This window comes from Pseudomonas sp. MWU13-3659 (genome assembly GCF_023757525.1).
Classification (GTDB): Bacteria; Pseudomonadota; Gammaproteobacteria; order Pseudomonadales; family Pseudomonadaceae; genus Aquipseudomonas; species Aquipseudomonas entomophila_E.
The window spans coordinates 22,377-36,314 of the sequence record NZ_JAMSHW010000040.1 but is presented as its reverse complement, the minus strand read 5'-3'; the positions used below and the strand labels follow the sequence as shown (position 1 = coordinate 36,314).

Annotated in this window: 13 protein-coding genes; 8 read left to right on the top strand and 5 right to left on the bottom strand. The window is 65.5% G+C overall.

Annotated elements, in window-relative coordinates; translation table 11 throughout:
• Nucleotides 1-49: 49 nt before the first annotated feature.
• Both NGM28_RS26165 and NGM28_RS26160 read right to left on the bottom strand, forming a co-directional pair.
• Nucleotides 50-1,291, bottom strand: coding sequence for a TIGR03862 family flavoprotein (locus tag NGM28_RS26165; RefSeq protein ID WP_252092235.1), 1,242 nt, complete (start codon nt 1,289-1,291; stop codon nt 50-52).
• 149 nt (nt 1,292-1,440) lie between these two features.
• Entirely contained in the window at nt 1,441-2,355 is a 915-nt protein-coding gene (locus NGM28_RS26160) for a histone deacetylase family protein (RefSeq protein WP_240066800.1), read from the bottom strand.
• 93 nt (nt 2,356-2,448) lie between these two features.
• Here NGM28_RS26160 and NGM28_RS26155 point away from each other — a divergent pair, with 93 nt between their 5' ends.
• A complete protein-coding gene (locus NGM28_RS26155; RefSeq protein WP_252092233.1) occupies nt 2,449-2,886 on the top strand; it encodes an EamA family transporter in 438 nt (145 codons plus the stop codon).
• A 6-nt stretch (nt 2,887-2,892) separates the two neighbouring features.
• On the opposite strand, the gene pmrG is transcribed toward NGM28_RS26155, so the two are convergent.
• Entirely contained in the window at nt 2,893-3,579 is a 687-nt protein-coding gene (gene pmrG, locus NGM28_RS26150) for a lipopolysaccharide core heptose(II)-phosphate phosphatase PmrG (protein WP_252092231.1), read from the bottom strand.
• A 183-nt stretch (nt 3,580-3,762) separates the two neighbouring features.
• On the opposite strand from pmrG, the gene NGM28_RS26145 reads away from it, so the two are divergent.
• The 4 genes from NGM28_RS26145 (at nt 3,763) to NGM28_RS26130 (ending at nt 7,053) form a co-directional block, all read left to right on the top strand.
• On the top strand, nt 3,763-4,332 hold the full coding sequence (locus NGM28_RS26145; protein WP_240066797.1) for a GNAT family N-acetyltransferase: 570 nt from the start codon (nt 3,763-3,765) through the stop codon (nt 4,330-4,332).
• Nucleotides 4,333-4,419: 87 nt separating this feature from the next.
• The gene (gene tesB / locus NGM28_RS26140) at nt 4,420-5,289 is read left to right on the top strand and encodes an acyl-CoA thioesterase II (protein ID WP_240066796.1); all 870 of its coding nucleotides are present in this window, start codon (nt 4,420-4,422) and stop codon (nt 5,287-5,289) included.
• Entirely contained in the window at nt 5,286-5,876 is a 591-nt protein-coding gene (locus NGM28_RS26135) for an HAD family hydrolase (RefSeq protein WP_252092229.1), read from the top strand. Before tesB ends, NGM28_RS26135 begins: the two co-directional genes overlap by 4 nt.
• A gap of 166 nt (nt 5,877-6,042) precedes the next feature.
• Nucleotides 6,043-7,053, top strand: coding sequence for a zinc-dependent alcohol dehydrogenase family protein (locus NGM28_RS26130; protein ID WP_240066794.1), 1,011 nt, complete (start codon nt 6,043-6,045; stop codon nt 7,051-7,053).
• Nucleotides 7,054-7,221: 168 nt separating this feature from the next.
• On the opposite strand, the gene NGM28_RS26125 is transcribed toward NGM28_RS26130, so the two are convergent.
• Both NGM28_RS26125 and NGM28_RS26120 read right to left on the bottom strand, forming a co-directional pair.
• Nucleotides 7,222-8,115: a GNAT family N-acetyltransferase gene (locus tag NGM28_RS26125; protein ID WP_252092227.1), complete on the bottom strand. Its 894-nt coding sequence runs from the start codon at nt 8,113-8,115 to the stop codon at nt 7,222-7,224.
• A 117-nt stretch (nt 8,116-8,232) separates the two neighbouring features.
• Nucleotides 8,233-9,330 (bottom strand): peptidase C39 family protein, encoded by a 1,098-nt coding sequence (locus tag NGM28_RS26120; protein WP_252092225.1) that lies wholly within the window; start codon nt 9,328-9,330, stop codon nt 8,233-8,235.
• 92 nt (nt 9,331-9,422) lie between these two features.
• On the opposite strand from NGM28_RS26120, the gene NGM28_RS26115 reads away from it, so the two are divergent.
• From NGM28_RS26115 to gabP, 3 genes are all read left to right on the top strand, one after another.
• A complete protein-coding gene (locus NGM28_RS26115; protein WP_252092223.1) occupies nt 9,423-11,009 on the top strand; it encodes a RimK family ATP-grasp domain-containing protein in 1,587 nt (528 codons plus the stop codon).
• A 12-nt stretch (nt 11,010-11,021) separates the two neighbouring features.
• The gene (locus NGM28_RS26110) at nt 11,022-12,065 is read left to right on the top strand and encodes a magnesium transporter CorA family protein (protein ID WP_252092221.1); all 1,044 of its coding nucleotides are present in this window, start codon (nt 11,022-11,024) and stop codon (nt 12,063-12,065) included.
• 350 nt (nt 12,066-12,415) lie between these two features.
• Nucleotides 12,416-13,810 (top strand): GABA permease, encoded by a 1,395-nt coding sequence (gene gabP / locus NGM28_RS26105; RefSeq protein WP_252092220.1) that lies wholly within the window; start codon nt 12,416-12,418, stop codon nt 13,808-13,810.
• The last annotated feature ends 128 nt before the right edge of the window (nt 13,811-13,938 follow it).

Sequence of the window (13,938 nt, the reverse complement as noted above, 5' to 3'; positions counted from 1 at the left end):
AGGCCGCTCCTACAGGGGCAGGCGTAGATCCCATGCTCCCACGAGCGATTCAGGTGCGCGATAAGAGCCAGTTTGCTGCTGCGTGACCAGCCCTGAGCCCACTGGCAAAACACGCCGTCAGCAGGTACCCCCCGGTCGGCGCCTCCCAATCCAGCATTTCCCCCGCGCAGAACACGCCCGGCAGTTTCGCGACCATCAAGCCCTCATCCAACCCTTCGAAACGCACCCCGCCAGCACTGCTGATCGCCTCGTCCAGCGGCCGTGTGCGCACCAGGGTAATCGGCAGCACCTTGATCGCCGCCGCCAACCGCTCAGGGTCGGCAAAGGTTGCCTGGTCGGTGAGTTCACGCAGCAACGCCGCCTTCACCCCATCGATCCCCAACTGACTGTGCAGATGCTTGGCCATCGACCGCGAGCCACGAGGCTTGGCCAGGGCCTGGACGATCTTGTCCACAGGCCGGTCCGGCAGCAGGTCGAGCAGCAGCGTGCCGTGCCCGTCATGGTTGATCGCTTCACGCACAGCGGCCGACCAGGCGTACACCAGGCTGCCTTCCACCCCCTGTGCGGTGAGGATGAACTCGCCCTTGCGCGGCGCCATGCCGGGCACGCTCAGGGCAATGTTCTTCAGCGGCGCACCGGCGAACTTGTCCTTGAGCAAGGCACTCCAGCCTTCGACCTCGAAGCCGCAGTTGCTTGCCTGCAAGGGTGAGATATCCACACCCCGTTCGCCCAGCAGGTTTGTCCACGCGCCGTCCGAACCCAGCCGCGCCCAGCTGCCGCCCCCCAAGGCGAGGACAACGGCATTGGCGTGCACCGCCAGCTCGCCCTGTGGATAAGCGATCCGCAAGCTGCCATCGGTGTTCCAGCCCAGCCAGCGGTGGCGGGTGTGGATAACCACCCCGGCGTCGCGCAGGCGCTTGAGCCAGGCGCGCAGCAGGGGCGCGGCTTTCATGTCGCGGGGGAACACCCGGCCCGAGGTGCCGACGAACGTTTCGATACCCAGGCCGTGAATCCAGTGACGCAGGGCATCGGCGTCAAAGTCGCGCAGCAGGGCGTCGATCGCGTCGCGGCGTTCGGCGTAGCGGCCGACGAACGCCGGGTAGGGCTCGGAATGGGTGATGTTCATGCCGCCCACGCCCGCCAGCAGGAACTTGCGGCCCACCGACGGCATGGCGTCGAACACCTGCACCGCCACGCCACGCTGGGCCAGCGCCTCGGCGGCCATCAGGCCGGCGGGGCCGCCGCCGATCACGGCGACTGAGGGTTGGGAGGTGGGGCGGGGATCGTTCATGGCGGGCGGCAGGCTGTGGAAAAGAGCGCGCATTCTACCCCAGCAGCCCTGGAGGAAACACTGCTCAAAAAACGACCAACTTCTTGCAGGTCAGGCAGTTAAAGGGCTGGACGGGCTTTCCCGCAGGTTATCCACAGGCGGTTCCACAGTCATTGTGAACAACCGATGACCCGTGCCGCGCTGTGGTGGAGGATGCCGTGGCGCCGGGCCAGGGCCTCGCGGTCCTTGCTGTAGCCGCCACCGATCACCCCGACCACCGGGATGTCGCGGCCCAGGCATTGGCGCAGCACCAACTCGTCGCGGGCGGCCAGGCCTTCATCGGTCAGTTGCAGGTAGCCCAGTGCGTCGTCCTTGTGCACATCGACGCCGGCGTCGTACAGCACCAGGTCCGGCTGGTACAGCGGCAGCAGGTAGTTCAGCGCATCGTCCACCACCTTGAGGTAGGCGTCGTCATGCATGCCCCGTGGCAGGGGAATGTCCCAGTCGCTCTGGGCCTTGCGCGCCGGGAAGTTCTGCTCGCAGTGCAGTGACACGGTGATCGCCTCGGGGGTGTCCTGGAGGATCCGCGCGGTGCCGTCGCCCTGGTGCACGTCACAGTCGAAGATCAGCACCCGGTGCACGCGGCCGGCCTCCAGCAGGTAGCGGCTGATCACCGCCAGGTCGTTGAAGATGCAGAAGCCGGCCGGGTGGTCGTAGTGGGCATGGTGGGTGCCGCCGGCCAGGTGGCAGGCGATGCCGTGCCGCAACGCCATTTCGGCGCTGAGCAGCGAGCCGCCGACCGCGCGCACCGTGCGTCGGGCCAGGGCCTCGCTCCAGGGCAGGCCGAGGCGGCGCTGGTCTTCCCGCGACAGCTCGCCGTTCATGTAGCGCTCGATGTAGTCGCGGTCGTGGGCCAGGGCGAGGATGTCGTTGGGGCAGATCTCCGGGCGCAGCAGGGCCTGGTCGGTGGTCAGCCCGCTGTCGACCAGGTGGTCGCGCAACAGGCGGAACTTGTCCATCGGGAAGCGGTGGTCCGCTGGGAACTCGGGGCTGTAGTCGTCGTGGTAGATCAGTGGCAGCGGCATGGGGGTGTCGTGGTCGGGGCCAGTGCTGATCTTGCCAGCAGTGCCGGGCGGGGCGCTATCCTGTTGCGCATCGCAATCGACGTGGGGAAGGGCATGGGTAACGGTCTGCTGTCGTCCTGGACATTCTGGGCCCTCCTGTCGGCGCTGTTCGCGGCGCTGACGGCGATCTTCGCCAAGGTCGGCGTGACGGGCATCAACTCCGACTTCGCCACCTTGCTGCGCACGGTGGTGGTGCTGGTGAGCCTGGCGCTGATCCTCTACGCCACCGGGCAGTACCAGGCACTGGGCTCGATCTCGCCGCGCAGCTACTTGTTCCTGGTGCTCTCGGGCCTGGCCACCGGGGCGTCGTGGATCTGCTACTTCCGCGCCTTGCAGCTGGGCCAGGCCTCGCAGGTGGCGCCTGTGGACAAGTTGAGCGTGGTCCTGGTGGCGGTGCTGGGCGTGACCTTGCTGGGTGAGCGGCTCGACCTGCGCCAGTGGGCCGGCATCAGCCTGATCACGATCGGCGTGGTGATGCTGGCCTGGCGTTAGTGTCGTTCAACGGCCGCTGCTGGCCAGCACCCGCTGCCAGTCGGGCTCGTTCATGCGCCCGAGGATCCGCGCCTTGCCGTCGGCATTGACCGAGACGAACAGGGCGCTGGCATAGCCGCTCTCGCGCTCGCCACCGGGTACGTTCTGCTGGCGCTGGAAGTGGTCGATGCAGCCGTTGTGGGTGACCAGTACCAGATTGTGCCCCACACGCTTGCGGGCCAAGGCCTCGCTGGCGAACTGACGGTCGCAGCTCTCCAACCACTCGGCGCTGTCCACCGCCTGGCCAAGGATGAAGTGCGCGGTCTGTCGCGTGCGCAACTTGGGGCTGGTCAGCAGGTCGGCGTTGGCCAGCCCGAGTTGTTCCAGGCCCTGGCCGACGCGGCGCGCCGCCTGGCTGCCTTTGAGGGTGATGCCGGTGGGGTCGTCCAGGCAGGGGCCTGGGGCGCTGTCGCAGCGTTCGGCATGGCGGATCATCACGATCACCGCGCCGTCCTTCCAGTCCTGCAGCAGGCCGCTGTCACTCAGTTGCTGTTCGTTGCCAAGGTCCACGATGTGCGTCCTCGTCGCCAGCCAGGTGGTCACCCCGGCCAGGGCCATGATCAGGCCAAGGGCGGCGCCCAGCACTTTGCGCGATCGGCGGCGTGCTGGGCGGGGCGGGTTGGCCGGGTTGTCCAGGGTGTTGCTGGAAAGCATGCGTCGCTCCATTGGCAGTGCGGCGTCGATTGTGGCCGCTGTGGTTGCCGGCATTCTGCGAAGCGGGCCGTTGGAGGGCGGTGAAGCGGATGTGAAAAAAACATCCGCTGGCCGGCGCCTGGGTGAACATGCGCCGACGGCCTACGCTATACACTGGCAAGCCGCGATTTCGGAGCCGCCCTGATGACCCCCATCCCTGAACTGGAAAGTGCCCGGCTGGTGCTGCGCCAATGGCAGGACGACGATCTGCGCGAGTTCGCCGCCCTGTGCGCCGACCCCCAGGTGATGCGCTATTTCCCCGCGCCCATGACGCGTGTGGAGGCGGCCGCGCTGATCGGCCGGATCCGCGGCCACTTCAACGAGTACGGTTTTGGCCTGTGGGCCCTGGAGCGCAAGGACAGCGGCGCCTTCATCGGCATGACCGGGCTGCTGCACGTCAATTTCGACGCGCCGTTCGGCCCGGCGGTGGAGATCGGCTGGCGCCTGGCGCGGCGCCACTGGGGGCTGGGCTTCGCCAGCGAGGCGGCGTGGACCTGCCTGCGTTGCGCGTTCGCCCAATTGCACCTGGACGAAGTGGTGTCGTTCACCACAGAAGGCAACCTGCCGTCGCAGAAGGTCATGCAGGCCATCGGCATGCGCCACGATCCGGCCGGCGCTTTCGAGCACCCGCGCCTGCCCGCCGGCCACCCCCTGCGCCCCCATGTGCTGTACCGCATCGACCGCGCGCAGTGGCAGGAAAACCTGCGCGGCTGAATACGCCAGCATCGACGGGGTGAATGACAAACGCTGTATCATCTGCCGCTATAACAGCGCTGTAATGCCTTGCCAGGAGAACCTTCCATGAGCCACCTACTGGACGACCTCGTCGACCTGCTGAGCCTCGAATCGATCGAGGAAAACCTGTTCCGCGGACGCAGCCAGGACCTGGGCTTCCGCCAGCTCTATGGTGGTCAGGTACTCGGCCAGTCGCTGTCGGCGGCCAGCCAGACGGTCGAGGATGCTCGCCATGTGCATTCGCTGCACGGCTACTTCCTGCGCCCGGGCGATGCCAGCATGCCGGTGGTGTACTCGGTGGACCGCGTGCGCGACGGCGGCAGCTTCAGCACGCGGCGGGTGACGGCGATCCAGAAAGGCCAGCCGATTTTCACCTGCAGCGCTTCGTTCCAGTACGACGAAGAGGGCTTCGAGCACCAGGCACGGATGCCCGACGTGGTCGGCCCGGAGAACCTGCCGTGCGAAGTGGAACTGGCCCGGGCCATGGCCGACCAGTTGCCCGAACGCATCCGCGACAAGGTGCTGTGCGCCAAGCCCATCGAGATCCGCCCGGTCACCGAGCGCGACCCGTTCAACCCCAAGCCGGGCGACCCGGTCAAGTACGCCTGGTTCCGCGCCGACGGTACGCTGCCGGACATCCCGGCGCTGCACAAGTACCTGCTGGCCTACGCCTCGGACTTCGGCCTGCTGACCACCGCGCTGCTGCCCCATGGCAAATCGGTGTGGCAGAAGGACATGCAGATCGCCAGCCTCGACCACTCGTTGTGGTTCCACCGCGACCTGCGCGCCGACGACTGGCTGCTCTATGCCACCGACAGCCCCTGGGCCGGCAATGCCCGTGGTTTCACCCGCGGCAGCATCTTCAACCGCGCCGGGCAACTGGTGGCGTCCTCGACCCAGGAAGGCTTGATCCGCCATCGCAAGGATTGGGCATGAGCCTGGGGCATATCCGTCATTGGGTGTTCGACATGGACGGCACCCTGACCGTGGCCGTGCATGACTTCGCGGCCATTCGCGAAGCCCTGGACATCCCGGCCGCGCACGACATCCTCACCCACCTGGCGGCGCTGCCGGCGGCGGAGGCAGCGGCCAAGCACGCCTGGCTGCTGGAGCATGAGCGCGACCTGGCGATCGCCTCGAAGGCGGCGGACGGGGCGGTGGAACTGGTGCGTGAGCTGCACGCGCGCGGTTGTCGCCTGGCGATCCTCACCCGCAATGCCCGCGAGCTGGCCCATGTCACGCTTGAGGCCATCGGCCTGGACGACTGCTTCCCGGTGGAGCACATTCTCGGTCGTGACGAGGCGGCGCCCAAGCCGAGCCCGGACGGGCTGCTGCAGATTGCCCAGGCCTGGGGCGTCGCCCCTGCGCAGATGGTGATGGTGGGTGACTACCGCTTCGACCTCGATTGCGGCCGGGCGGCGGGCACCCACACCGTGCTGGTCAACCTGCCGGACAATCCATGGCCGACCCTGGCCGACTGGCATGCGGCGGATTGCCGGGCGCTGAAAGCGTTGCTCGCTTGATCCATTGACCTGATACGGTCTCTGTAGGAGCGGCTTCAGCCGCGATCACCCGCGAAGCGGGTGCCAGACCGCGCGATACCCGCATCGCGGCTAAAGCCGCTCCTACAGGCGAACAGGCCCGCAAGGGCCTAAGCTGCACTGCACCTTTTTCCCGATGGAGACCCCCATGAGCACCAAGGCCCTCTACGTCCTGCCCGGCGGCGGCTACGACAAGGTCCAGCTCGGCACCTGCGAAACCGCCGCGCCCCAAGCTGGAGAAATCACCGTGCGCCTGCACGCCAGCTCTCTCAACTACCACGACTTCGCCGTGGTCAGCGGCATGTGGGGCCCGAGTGAGCGGCGCATTCCCATGGCCGATGGCGCCGGCGAAGTGATCGCGGTCGGCGCCGGTGTCAGCGAATTCAAGGTGGGTGATGCGGTGGTGAGCACCTTCTTCCCCAGTTGGCTCGACGGCCAGGCCCAGGTCGAAGGCTTTACCAGCGTACCGGGCGATGGCATCGACGGTTACGCCCGCGAGCAGGTCACCGCCCGCGCCACGTCGTTCACCCTTGCGCCCAAGGGCTACAGCCATGCCGAGGCCGCGACCCTGACCACCGCCGGCCTCACCGCCTGGCGCGCGCTGATGAGCGACGATCACCTCAAGCCGGGCGACAGCGTGCTGGTGCAAGGCACCGGCGGCGTTTCGATCTTCGCCCTGCAGTTCGCCAAGCTGGCAGGTGCCACGGTGATCGCCACATCGTCCAGCGATGCCAAGCTGGAGCGCCTCAAGGCCCTTGGCGCCGATCACCTGATCAACTACAAGCGCACCCCGGCCTGGGGTGAGAAAGTGCGTGAGCTCACCGACAACCGCGGCGTCGACCATGTGATCGAAGTGGGCGGCCCGGCGACGCTGGAGCAATCGATGATAGCCGCGCGCATCGGTGGGCATGTGTCGTTGATCGGCATCCTCACCGGGGTGGCGGGGCAGTTGCCGCTGGTGCAGGCACTGGTGCGGCAGATCCGCCTGCAGGGTGTGCTGGTGGGCAGCCGCGCGCAGCAGCAGGCGATGGTCCGGGCCATCGACGCCAATGGCCTGCGGCCGGTGGTGGACAAGCATTTCGAGCTGGAGCAGATGGTCGAGGCGTTCAAGTACCAGGAAAGCAACAAGCATTTCGGCAAGATCTGCCTGACCTGGTGAACAGTTCCCTTTGGGCGTTTCGGATCGCCGCGAACCTGGCACCGGCTTTGCCGGTGTTCGCCAGCAAGGCTGGCTCCTACAAGGATCGCGCAAGGCTTGAGGTTGACGCGGTCGGGGGGTAGGAGCGGCTTCAGCCGCGATCACCCGCGCAGCGGGTGCCAGGAGCAATCAAGTGTGCGACAGCATTGGAAATCGCATCGGCGCCTGATCGAGCGGCGTCTCTGACGTGCCCCAGACGAACAGCGCGTCATCGTTATCCACAACCCGCGTGGCGAAGGCTTCGTCGCGCAAGGGCGTGAACCCCAGCACCACCTCCCGCGTCCCTGGTCGGACCAGCTCCGGCAGCAACGCGTGCAGGTCCACCACCCGTGCACAGAACACATCCACCAGCACCATCCGCTCGCCTTCCTGTTCCACCACCACATACGCCTCATGCCGAGGCGAATAGAACAACGCTTCCCGGTACAGCCCGTCGCAATAGAACATCGTCAGCGCCACATTGGGCATCAGGCTCAAGCGCGCCTGTGGACAGCTGCCCGCCACCGCCGCCTTGAAGCGCTGCAACTGCCCGCCGTCATCCAGGTCCACCGGGCTGCAACTGCTGGCGCACGGTGCCCCGGACCATTCCAGGTAGTGCTCCTGCTCGATCACCCGGCGAAAACCGAACTTCGGATAGAAGTCCAGCACGGTGCCATTGGCAAACAGGAACAACAGGTCGCACGGTGACGCCCAGCGTTGCACCAGGCACTCCATCAGGTGGCGGCTGTAGCCCCGGCCCCGGGCCTCGGGCCGGGTCATCGCCGTGCCGATCTGCGCACAGTGCAGGTACTGCCCTTGATGAATGAAGGCCAGCGGGCTGACCGAGACATTGGCCAGCATCCGCCCTTGGCGAACCAGCGAGCAGGGCTGGTAGTTGTCCTCCCAGAAACCCGCCACGTACCAGGCTTCGAAATCGAAGCCGTAAGTCTGTGCAGTCAGGGCGTTCAGCTCGCCACGCAGGTGCGAGTCGTCGCGGTAGTGTTCGACCTGCTCGAGGCCGGGGTCGTCGAGGATGATCGCCATGGTGTCCGTTCCAGGCTGTGAAGAGGGGCAATACATTAACGCCGATGGGGAGGGAAAGCTGTAATCAACTGTGCCTCACCAACCTTATATCGCCCCGGTCACCCGGGGCTTTTTCATTTACGCCGCCGTTGCGTACACCACCACCGCCGCGCGCAGCTTGCGCCCACCGAACAGGCTCATGCGCTGGAACTCCTGGTGGCTCACCGGCAGGTGCTGGCAATCCAGGGCCTGGCGATGACGGCCATGGTCGATGTCGGGGTCGTGCAGGTAGACGAAATCGTCGTCGCAGGCGGTGACCAGCACCCAGTGCGGCGCCTTGCTGCCGGTGAGCCGGTAGTTGCTGATCAGCACCAGCGCCAGGCCTCCGTCGGCCAGCACCTTGGGCAGGTCGGGCGCCTGCCTGGCGATCTGCACGTCGCTGCCCTGCAACTCGGCGCAGAAGTCCTCGTGGACCAGGCGCATGACCTCTTTCTTGCCCGCCTGGCGCACCCCCTCGAGAAACAACGGCCCGTCGGTATTGAGCAACAGCCGCACGCCAAAGCCCCGTCGCCAGGCGGCCAGGGCCAGGCCGTGGGGGCTGCAGCCACCGTGGCCGGAGGTCATGAACACGGTGGTCGCCTCGCGCCACAGGCGCAGTTCCTCACGGCGGCTGGGCAGGCGTTGCGGTTGCAGGGCAGCCATGGCCATCAGCAGGCAGGCCGGGCCACAGGTGAAGTCGGTGGTCTGGGCGTAGTAGGGCACCGGGCGTGTCTCGCCCGTCGGGTGCTGGAGGATGCGCTTCTCGTAGCGCAGGGCACTGGCGTGGTCCTCGTAGTAGTCGTCCACCTGGGCTAAGCGCCGGTAGCCATGGCGCTCGTACAGGGCGATGGCGGTGGGGTTGTCGGTGCGCACTTCCAGGCGCAGGTAGGCGCGTTCGTGGTCCAGGGCGCAACGCTCTGCCTGTTCCAGCAGGCGCGCGCCAAGCCCCTGGCCGCGTGCCTGTGCGGCGATGGCGATGGAGTACAGGCGCGCCAAAGAGGTACCGCGATGGAACAGCAGCAACGCATAGCCCATCAATTGGCCGTCACGTTGCGCCACCAGCAGGCTGGCGTTGGCGTGGGAGAGCATCCAGCGGAAGCTGCGCGGGGTGAGCCGGTCCAGGGCGAAGCACTGGTTCTCCAGTGCCAGCAGGGCCGGCAAGTCTTCGACAGTTGCCAGGCGAAATTCGATCTGCATAGGGCCGCCGTAAAAGTTGCGTAATGAAACGGGACATTCGAAAAACTTCGTGCTTAATAGAAACCGTGTCTACCCAACACAGGGCTTCCAACATGTCATCGTTTCAGGAACCTTTACCGGCGTGGTCCGGGGAAAGTTCAAACTCAAGTGCAACTGGCGTTATTTATCCACTGCAACTGGACAACAAGTCAAGTCAGCTGGTGATCATCGTGGAGCGGCGTGATGACTGGGCTTCGTACCTGCCAAGCGAAGATGTCGTGACGGCCCAGGAATACCTGGAGCAGTCTCGCGAGACAGACAGCGGCAAGCGCGTGCAAGTCATAAACTTATGTCGTAACTATAAGTATCTAGGCCACGGTTATTATTGTTCGTTGTTGGCCGAGGCGCGCGGTCATAAAGTCATTCCCTCGGTCAGAAGTATCAGCGAGTTGACCCGAAAGTCGTTATACGGATTGGCCCTCGACGAGATGGCGCGCAGCCTGGAAAGCGCCTTGGCCAATCACCCCTACGGCGAAACCGAAGGCTTCACCCTGACCCTGTATTTCGGCCGTACCGACCTGGAACCGCTGCAGGACATTGCCCGCCAGCTGTTCGAAAGTTTCCCTTGCCCGATCCTGCTGGTGGAATTTCGCAAGACCAGCACCTGGCACATCGCCGGGGTCAAGGCCGGCGCGCTGCACAAACTGCGTGAAGACCAGCAGGACCCGTTCGCCAACGCCCTCGATGGCTTCAGCCGCAGGATCTGGCGCCAGCCGCGTTCGCGCCGGGTGGCACGCTACGACCTGGCGATCCTCCACGACCCCGACGAAGCGCTGCCGCCGTCCAACCCCAAGGCACTGGAGCGCTTCATCCGTGCCGGGCACCAATTGGGGGTCGATGTCGAGCTGATCGGCAAGAAGGACTATGCCCGCCTGGCCGAATACGACGCCCTGCTGATCCGCGAGACCACCAGCGTCGACAACCACACCTACCGCTTCGCCAAGAAGGCCGAGAGCGAAGGGCTGGTGGTGATGGACGACCCGGCGTCGATCCTGCGCTGCACCAACAAGGTCTACCTGACCGACCTGTTGCGCAGCCATCGCCTGGCCATGCCGGCCAGCGAGATCCTCTACCGTGACAACCCCCAGGCACTGGAAGGCATCGGCGAACGGCTGGGCTTTCCGCTGGTGCTGAAGATTCCCGACGGTTGTTTCTCCCGGGGCGTGATCAAGGTGAAGGACCACGCCGAACTCCAGGCCGCCACCGCCGAACTGTTCGAGCACTCGGTGCTGCTGCTGGCCCAGGAGTACCTCTACACCGAATATGACTGGCGCATCGGTGTGCTCAACCGCAAGCCGATCTTCGCCTGCCAGTACTTCATGTCCAAGGGCCACTGGCAGATCTTCAACCACCAGGCCCAGCGCGACGAGGTCAACGGCGAATGCCGCACCCTGGCCGTGCACGAAGCGCCGCGGGCGGTGGTGGAGCTGGCAGTGGAGGCAGCCAACCTGATCGGCGATGGCCTGTACGGCGTGGACCTCAAGCAGGTCGGTGACCGAGTGGTGGTGATCGAGGTCAACGACAACCCCAACCTCGATGCGGGCATCGAAGACGCCTACCTGCACGACGACCTCTACACCCTGGTGCTGGAGGAATTCATCCGCCGCCTGGAGCAGAAGCGCCGGGGGCAAGCCTGGTAACGAGGTGCTGGCATGATCGAAAGCTACAGCCTGGCCCACGGCCAGTTGCGCAAGCGCGAAGGGCTCGATTGCGAGGTGCTGCTGTTCGTCGAACCGGACAGCGCCGAGCGCGAACTGTTGCAGGCCTGGTTCCACCTGGACGCCCACGCCCTGGCCTCGGCGCTGGACCCGGACGAAGTGTCGCGCCTGGAGCTGCACCGCGATGGCCTGTTCCTGATCTGGAAGCGCCCGGAGAGCTACACCGGCGGCGACAGTTTCGCCTTCCAGGTATCGTCGTTCGGCATGCTGATGGTCGACGGCCACCTGGTGCTGATCGCCCCGGATGACTCATTGCTCGACGGCCTCGGGCAACGCCACGCGCTGCACGATCCGATGGATGTGCTGCTGGCCATCCTGCTGGACAACCTGCACCACTACCTGGGGCATCTGAAGGTGATCAAGATGGTCGCCCGCGAACTGCAGCAGCGTTTCGAGCAGTCGCTGGAAAACCACCACCTGATGCAGATGTTCAACCTCAGCGAGAGCCTGATCCACTACATCAACGCCATCCACAGCAACGGTGCGGTGCTCTCGCGCCTGCGCGCCCACGGCGAGAAGCGCCACTTCAACCCCGAGGTGCTGGCGCTGATCGACGACCTGGTGATCGAGAACAACCAGTGCCACAAGCAGGCCGAGATCTACTCGACGGTGTTCGCCGGCCTGATGGACGCCCGCGGCAACCTGGCCAACAACGCGATGAACGAGACCCTGCGCAAGCTCACCCTGATCAACGTGGTGTTCCTGCCGCTGAACCTGATCGCCAGCATTGGTGGCATGTCCGAGTTCAGCATGATGACCGCGGGCGTGCCGTGGTGGCTGGCCTATGCGTTGCTGGTGCTGGCGATGATGCTGCTTGGCGTGCTCATGGTGCTGGCGCTCAAGCGCCTGGCCCGTTCGGGAAGACACCGCAGCCCTGTAGGAGCGGGCTTGTCCCGCGACAGCGCCAGGCCGGGCAACGATGTCGTCTCCCATGATCGCAATCGCGGGACAAGCCCGCTCCTACAGGAGGTCCCATGAGCAACCTGCAGATCGGCCTGATGATCGTCTCCGCGATCCTGACGTTCGCGGTGGTGAATTTCTACTGGGATTACCGCCGCGACCGAGATTGACGCTCCCAGGCATGTCGAGGGGCTTGACTGACGCGGATAGGCACGTGGTGTCGTGATCGAACCGTTGTCTGACGTTTTCGAGCATTTTGCTCGTGCCGCGCCCGGCTTAAAGTGAAGCCCGCATCCCCACGGTGCGTTGCCCCGGGCGCGTGAGAAGGCCGTAACAGAGCGTGCGCAACGTACTCCACCGTTCATCGAGGAGCCCTTTCGCCCGCCTGCCCGTCCCTTCCATGTGTCAGCAAAAAGAGAACAACACCAATGAACACCGTGGGATCCGATGGCAACCTTGCCCAAGGTTTCAAGCCGCGTCACGTCACCATGCTGTCCATCGCCGGCATCATCGGCGCCGGGCTATTCGTCGGCTCCGGGCACGCCATCGCGGCGGCCGGGCCAGCTACCATAATCTCTTACTTCGTGGCCGGGACCCTGGTGGTGCTGGTCATGCGCATGCTCGGCGAAATGGCCGTGGCGCACCCCGACACCGGCTCGTTCTCCACCTACGCCGAGCAAGCCATCGGCCGCTGGGCCGGCTACACCATCGGCTGGCTGTACTGGTGGTTCTGGGTACTGGTGATCCCCATCGAGGCGCTGGCCGCCGGGCATGTGCTCAACGCCTGGTTCCCCCAGGTGGACAGCTGGATCTTCGCCCTGGCCTCGGTGCTGCTGCTGGCCTGCACCAACTTGTTCAGCGTGGCCAAGTACGGTGAGTTCGAGTTCTGGTTCGCCATCCTCAAGGTCACCGCCATCCTCGGTTTCATCGGCCTGGGCTTCGCCGCGTTGATGGGCTGGTTGCCCAACCGCGAGGTCAGTGGCCTGAGCACGCTGATGGCGGAGCAGGGCGGCTTTGCGCCCAAGGGCTGGTCGGCGGTGGTGGGGGCGTTCATCACCGTGATGTTCAGCTTTATCGGCACCGAGGCGGTGACCATCGCCGCCTCCGAGTCCAGCGACCCGTCGCGCAACATCGCCAAGGCCACCCGCTCGGTGATCTGGCGCATCAGCACCTTCTACATCCTGTCGATCTTCGTGATCATCTCGGTGGTGCCGTGGAACGACCCGCAGCTGGCGGTGGTGGGTTCGTACCAGCGCGCGCTGGAAATCATGAACATCCCCAACGCCGCGCTGATGGTCGACTTCGTGGTGCTGATCGCGGTGACCAGCTGCATGAACTCGTCGATCTACATCGCCTCGCGGATGATGTACTCGCTGGCCAAGCGCGGCGATGCGCCGGCATTGTTGAACAAGACGTCGAAGGTCGGCGTGCCGCGCGCGGCGGTGTTCGGCAGCACCCTGATCGGCGCGGGTATCGCCATCCTCAACTACTTCGCGCCAAAGGGCGTGTTCGAGTTTCTGCTGGCCAGCTCCGGGGCCATCGCCTTGCTGGTGTACCTGGTGATCGCCATCTCGCAACTGCGCATGCGTGCAAGGCTGGAGCGGGAGAATGCCAACCTGAAGTTCCGCATGTGGCTGTTCCCCTGGCTGACCTGGGCGGTGATCGTGTTCATCAGTTGCGCCCTGGGGGTGATGCTGTTCACCGAGGAGCACCGGGCCGAGGTGACGGCGACGCTGAGCCTGGCGATCGTCATCTCGTTCCTGGGCATCGTCACCACCCGGGGCCAGGCGCGCCGGGCGGTGGGGGCGCGGTCGCTGGGCTAAATTGAAGTCCATTCGCCGGCAAGCCGGCTCCTACAGGCGATGCGGTCACCTGTAGGAGCCGGCTTTGCCGGCGAAAGGGCCCGTACAGTCAGCACAACGGCACCCAAAGGAAGGGATGGAGCCCATTC

Excerpts from the sequence above, each read along its gene's own strand:
- gabP (WP_252092220.1), top strand. The coding sequence starts at position 12,416 with ATGAACACCGTGGGATCCGATGGCAACCTTGCCCAAGGTTTCAAGCCG.
- NGM28_RS26120 (WP_252092225.1), bottom strand. The coding sequence starts at position 9,330 with ATGCAGATCGAATTTCGCCTGGCAACTGTCGAAGACTTGCCGGCCCTG.
- pmrG (WP_252092231.1), bottom strand. The coding sequence starts at position 3,579 with ATGCTTTCCAGCAACACCCTGGACAACCCGGCCAACCCGCCCCGCCCA.
- NGM28_RS26145 (WP_240066797.1), top strand. The coding sequence starts at position 3,763 with ATGACCCCCATCCCTGAACTGGAAAGTGCCCGGCTGGTGCTGCGCCAA.
- NGM28_RS26115 (WP_252092223.1), top strand. The coding sequence starts at position 9,423 with ATGTCATCGTTTCAGGAACCTTTACCGGCGTGGTCCGGGGAAAGTTCA.
- NGM28_RS26155 (WP_252092233.1), top strand. The coding sequence starts at position 2,449 with ATGGGTAACGGTCTGCTGTCGTCCTGGACATTCTGGGCCCTCCTGTCG.
- NGM28_RS26135 (WP_252092229.1), top strand. The coding sequence starts at position 5,286 with ATGAGCCTGGGGCATATCCGTCATTGGGTGTTCGACATGGACGGCACC.
- NGM28_RS26125 (WP_252092227.1), bottom strand. The coding sequence starts at position 8,115 with ATGGCGATCATCCTCGACGACCCCGGCCTCGAGCAGGTCGAACACTAC.
- NGM28_RS26130 (WP_240066794.1), top strand. The coding sequence starts at position 6,043 with ATGAGCACCAAGGCCCTCTACGTCCTGCCCGGCGGCGGCTACGACAAG.
- tesB (WP_240066796.1), top strand. The coding sequence starts at position 4,420 with ATGAGCCACCTACTGGACGACCTCGTCGACCTGCTGAGCCTCGAATCG.
- NGM28_RS26165 (WP_252092235.1), bottom strand. The coding sequence starts at position 1,291 with ATGAACGATCCCCGCCCCACCTCCCAACCCTCAGTCGCCGTGATCGGC.
- NGM28_RS26110 (WP_252092221.1), top strand. The coding sequence starts at position 11,022 with ATGATCGAAAGCTACAGCCTGGCCCACGGCCAGTTGCGCAAGCGCGAA.
- NGM28_RS26160 (WP_240066800.1), bottom strand. The coding sequence starts at position 2,355 with ATGCCGCTGCCACTGATCTACCACGACGACTACAGCCCCGAGTTCCCA.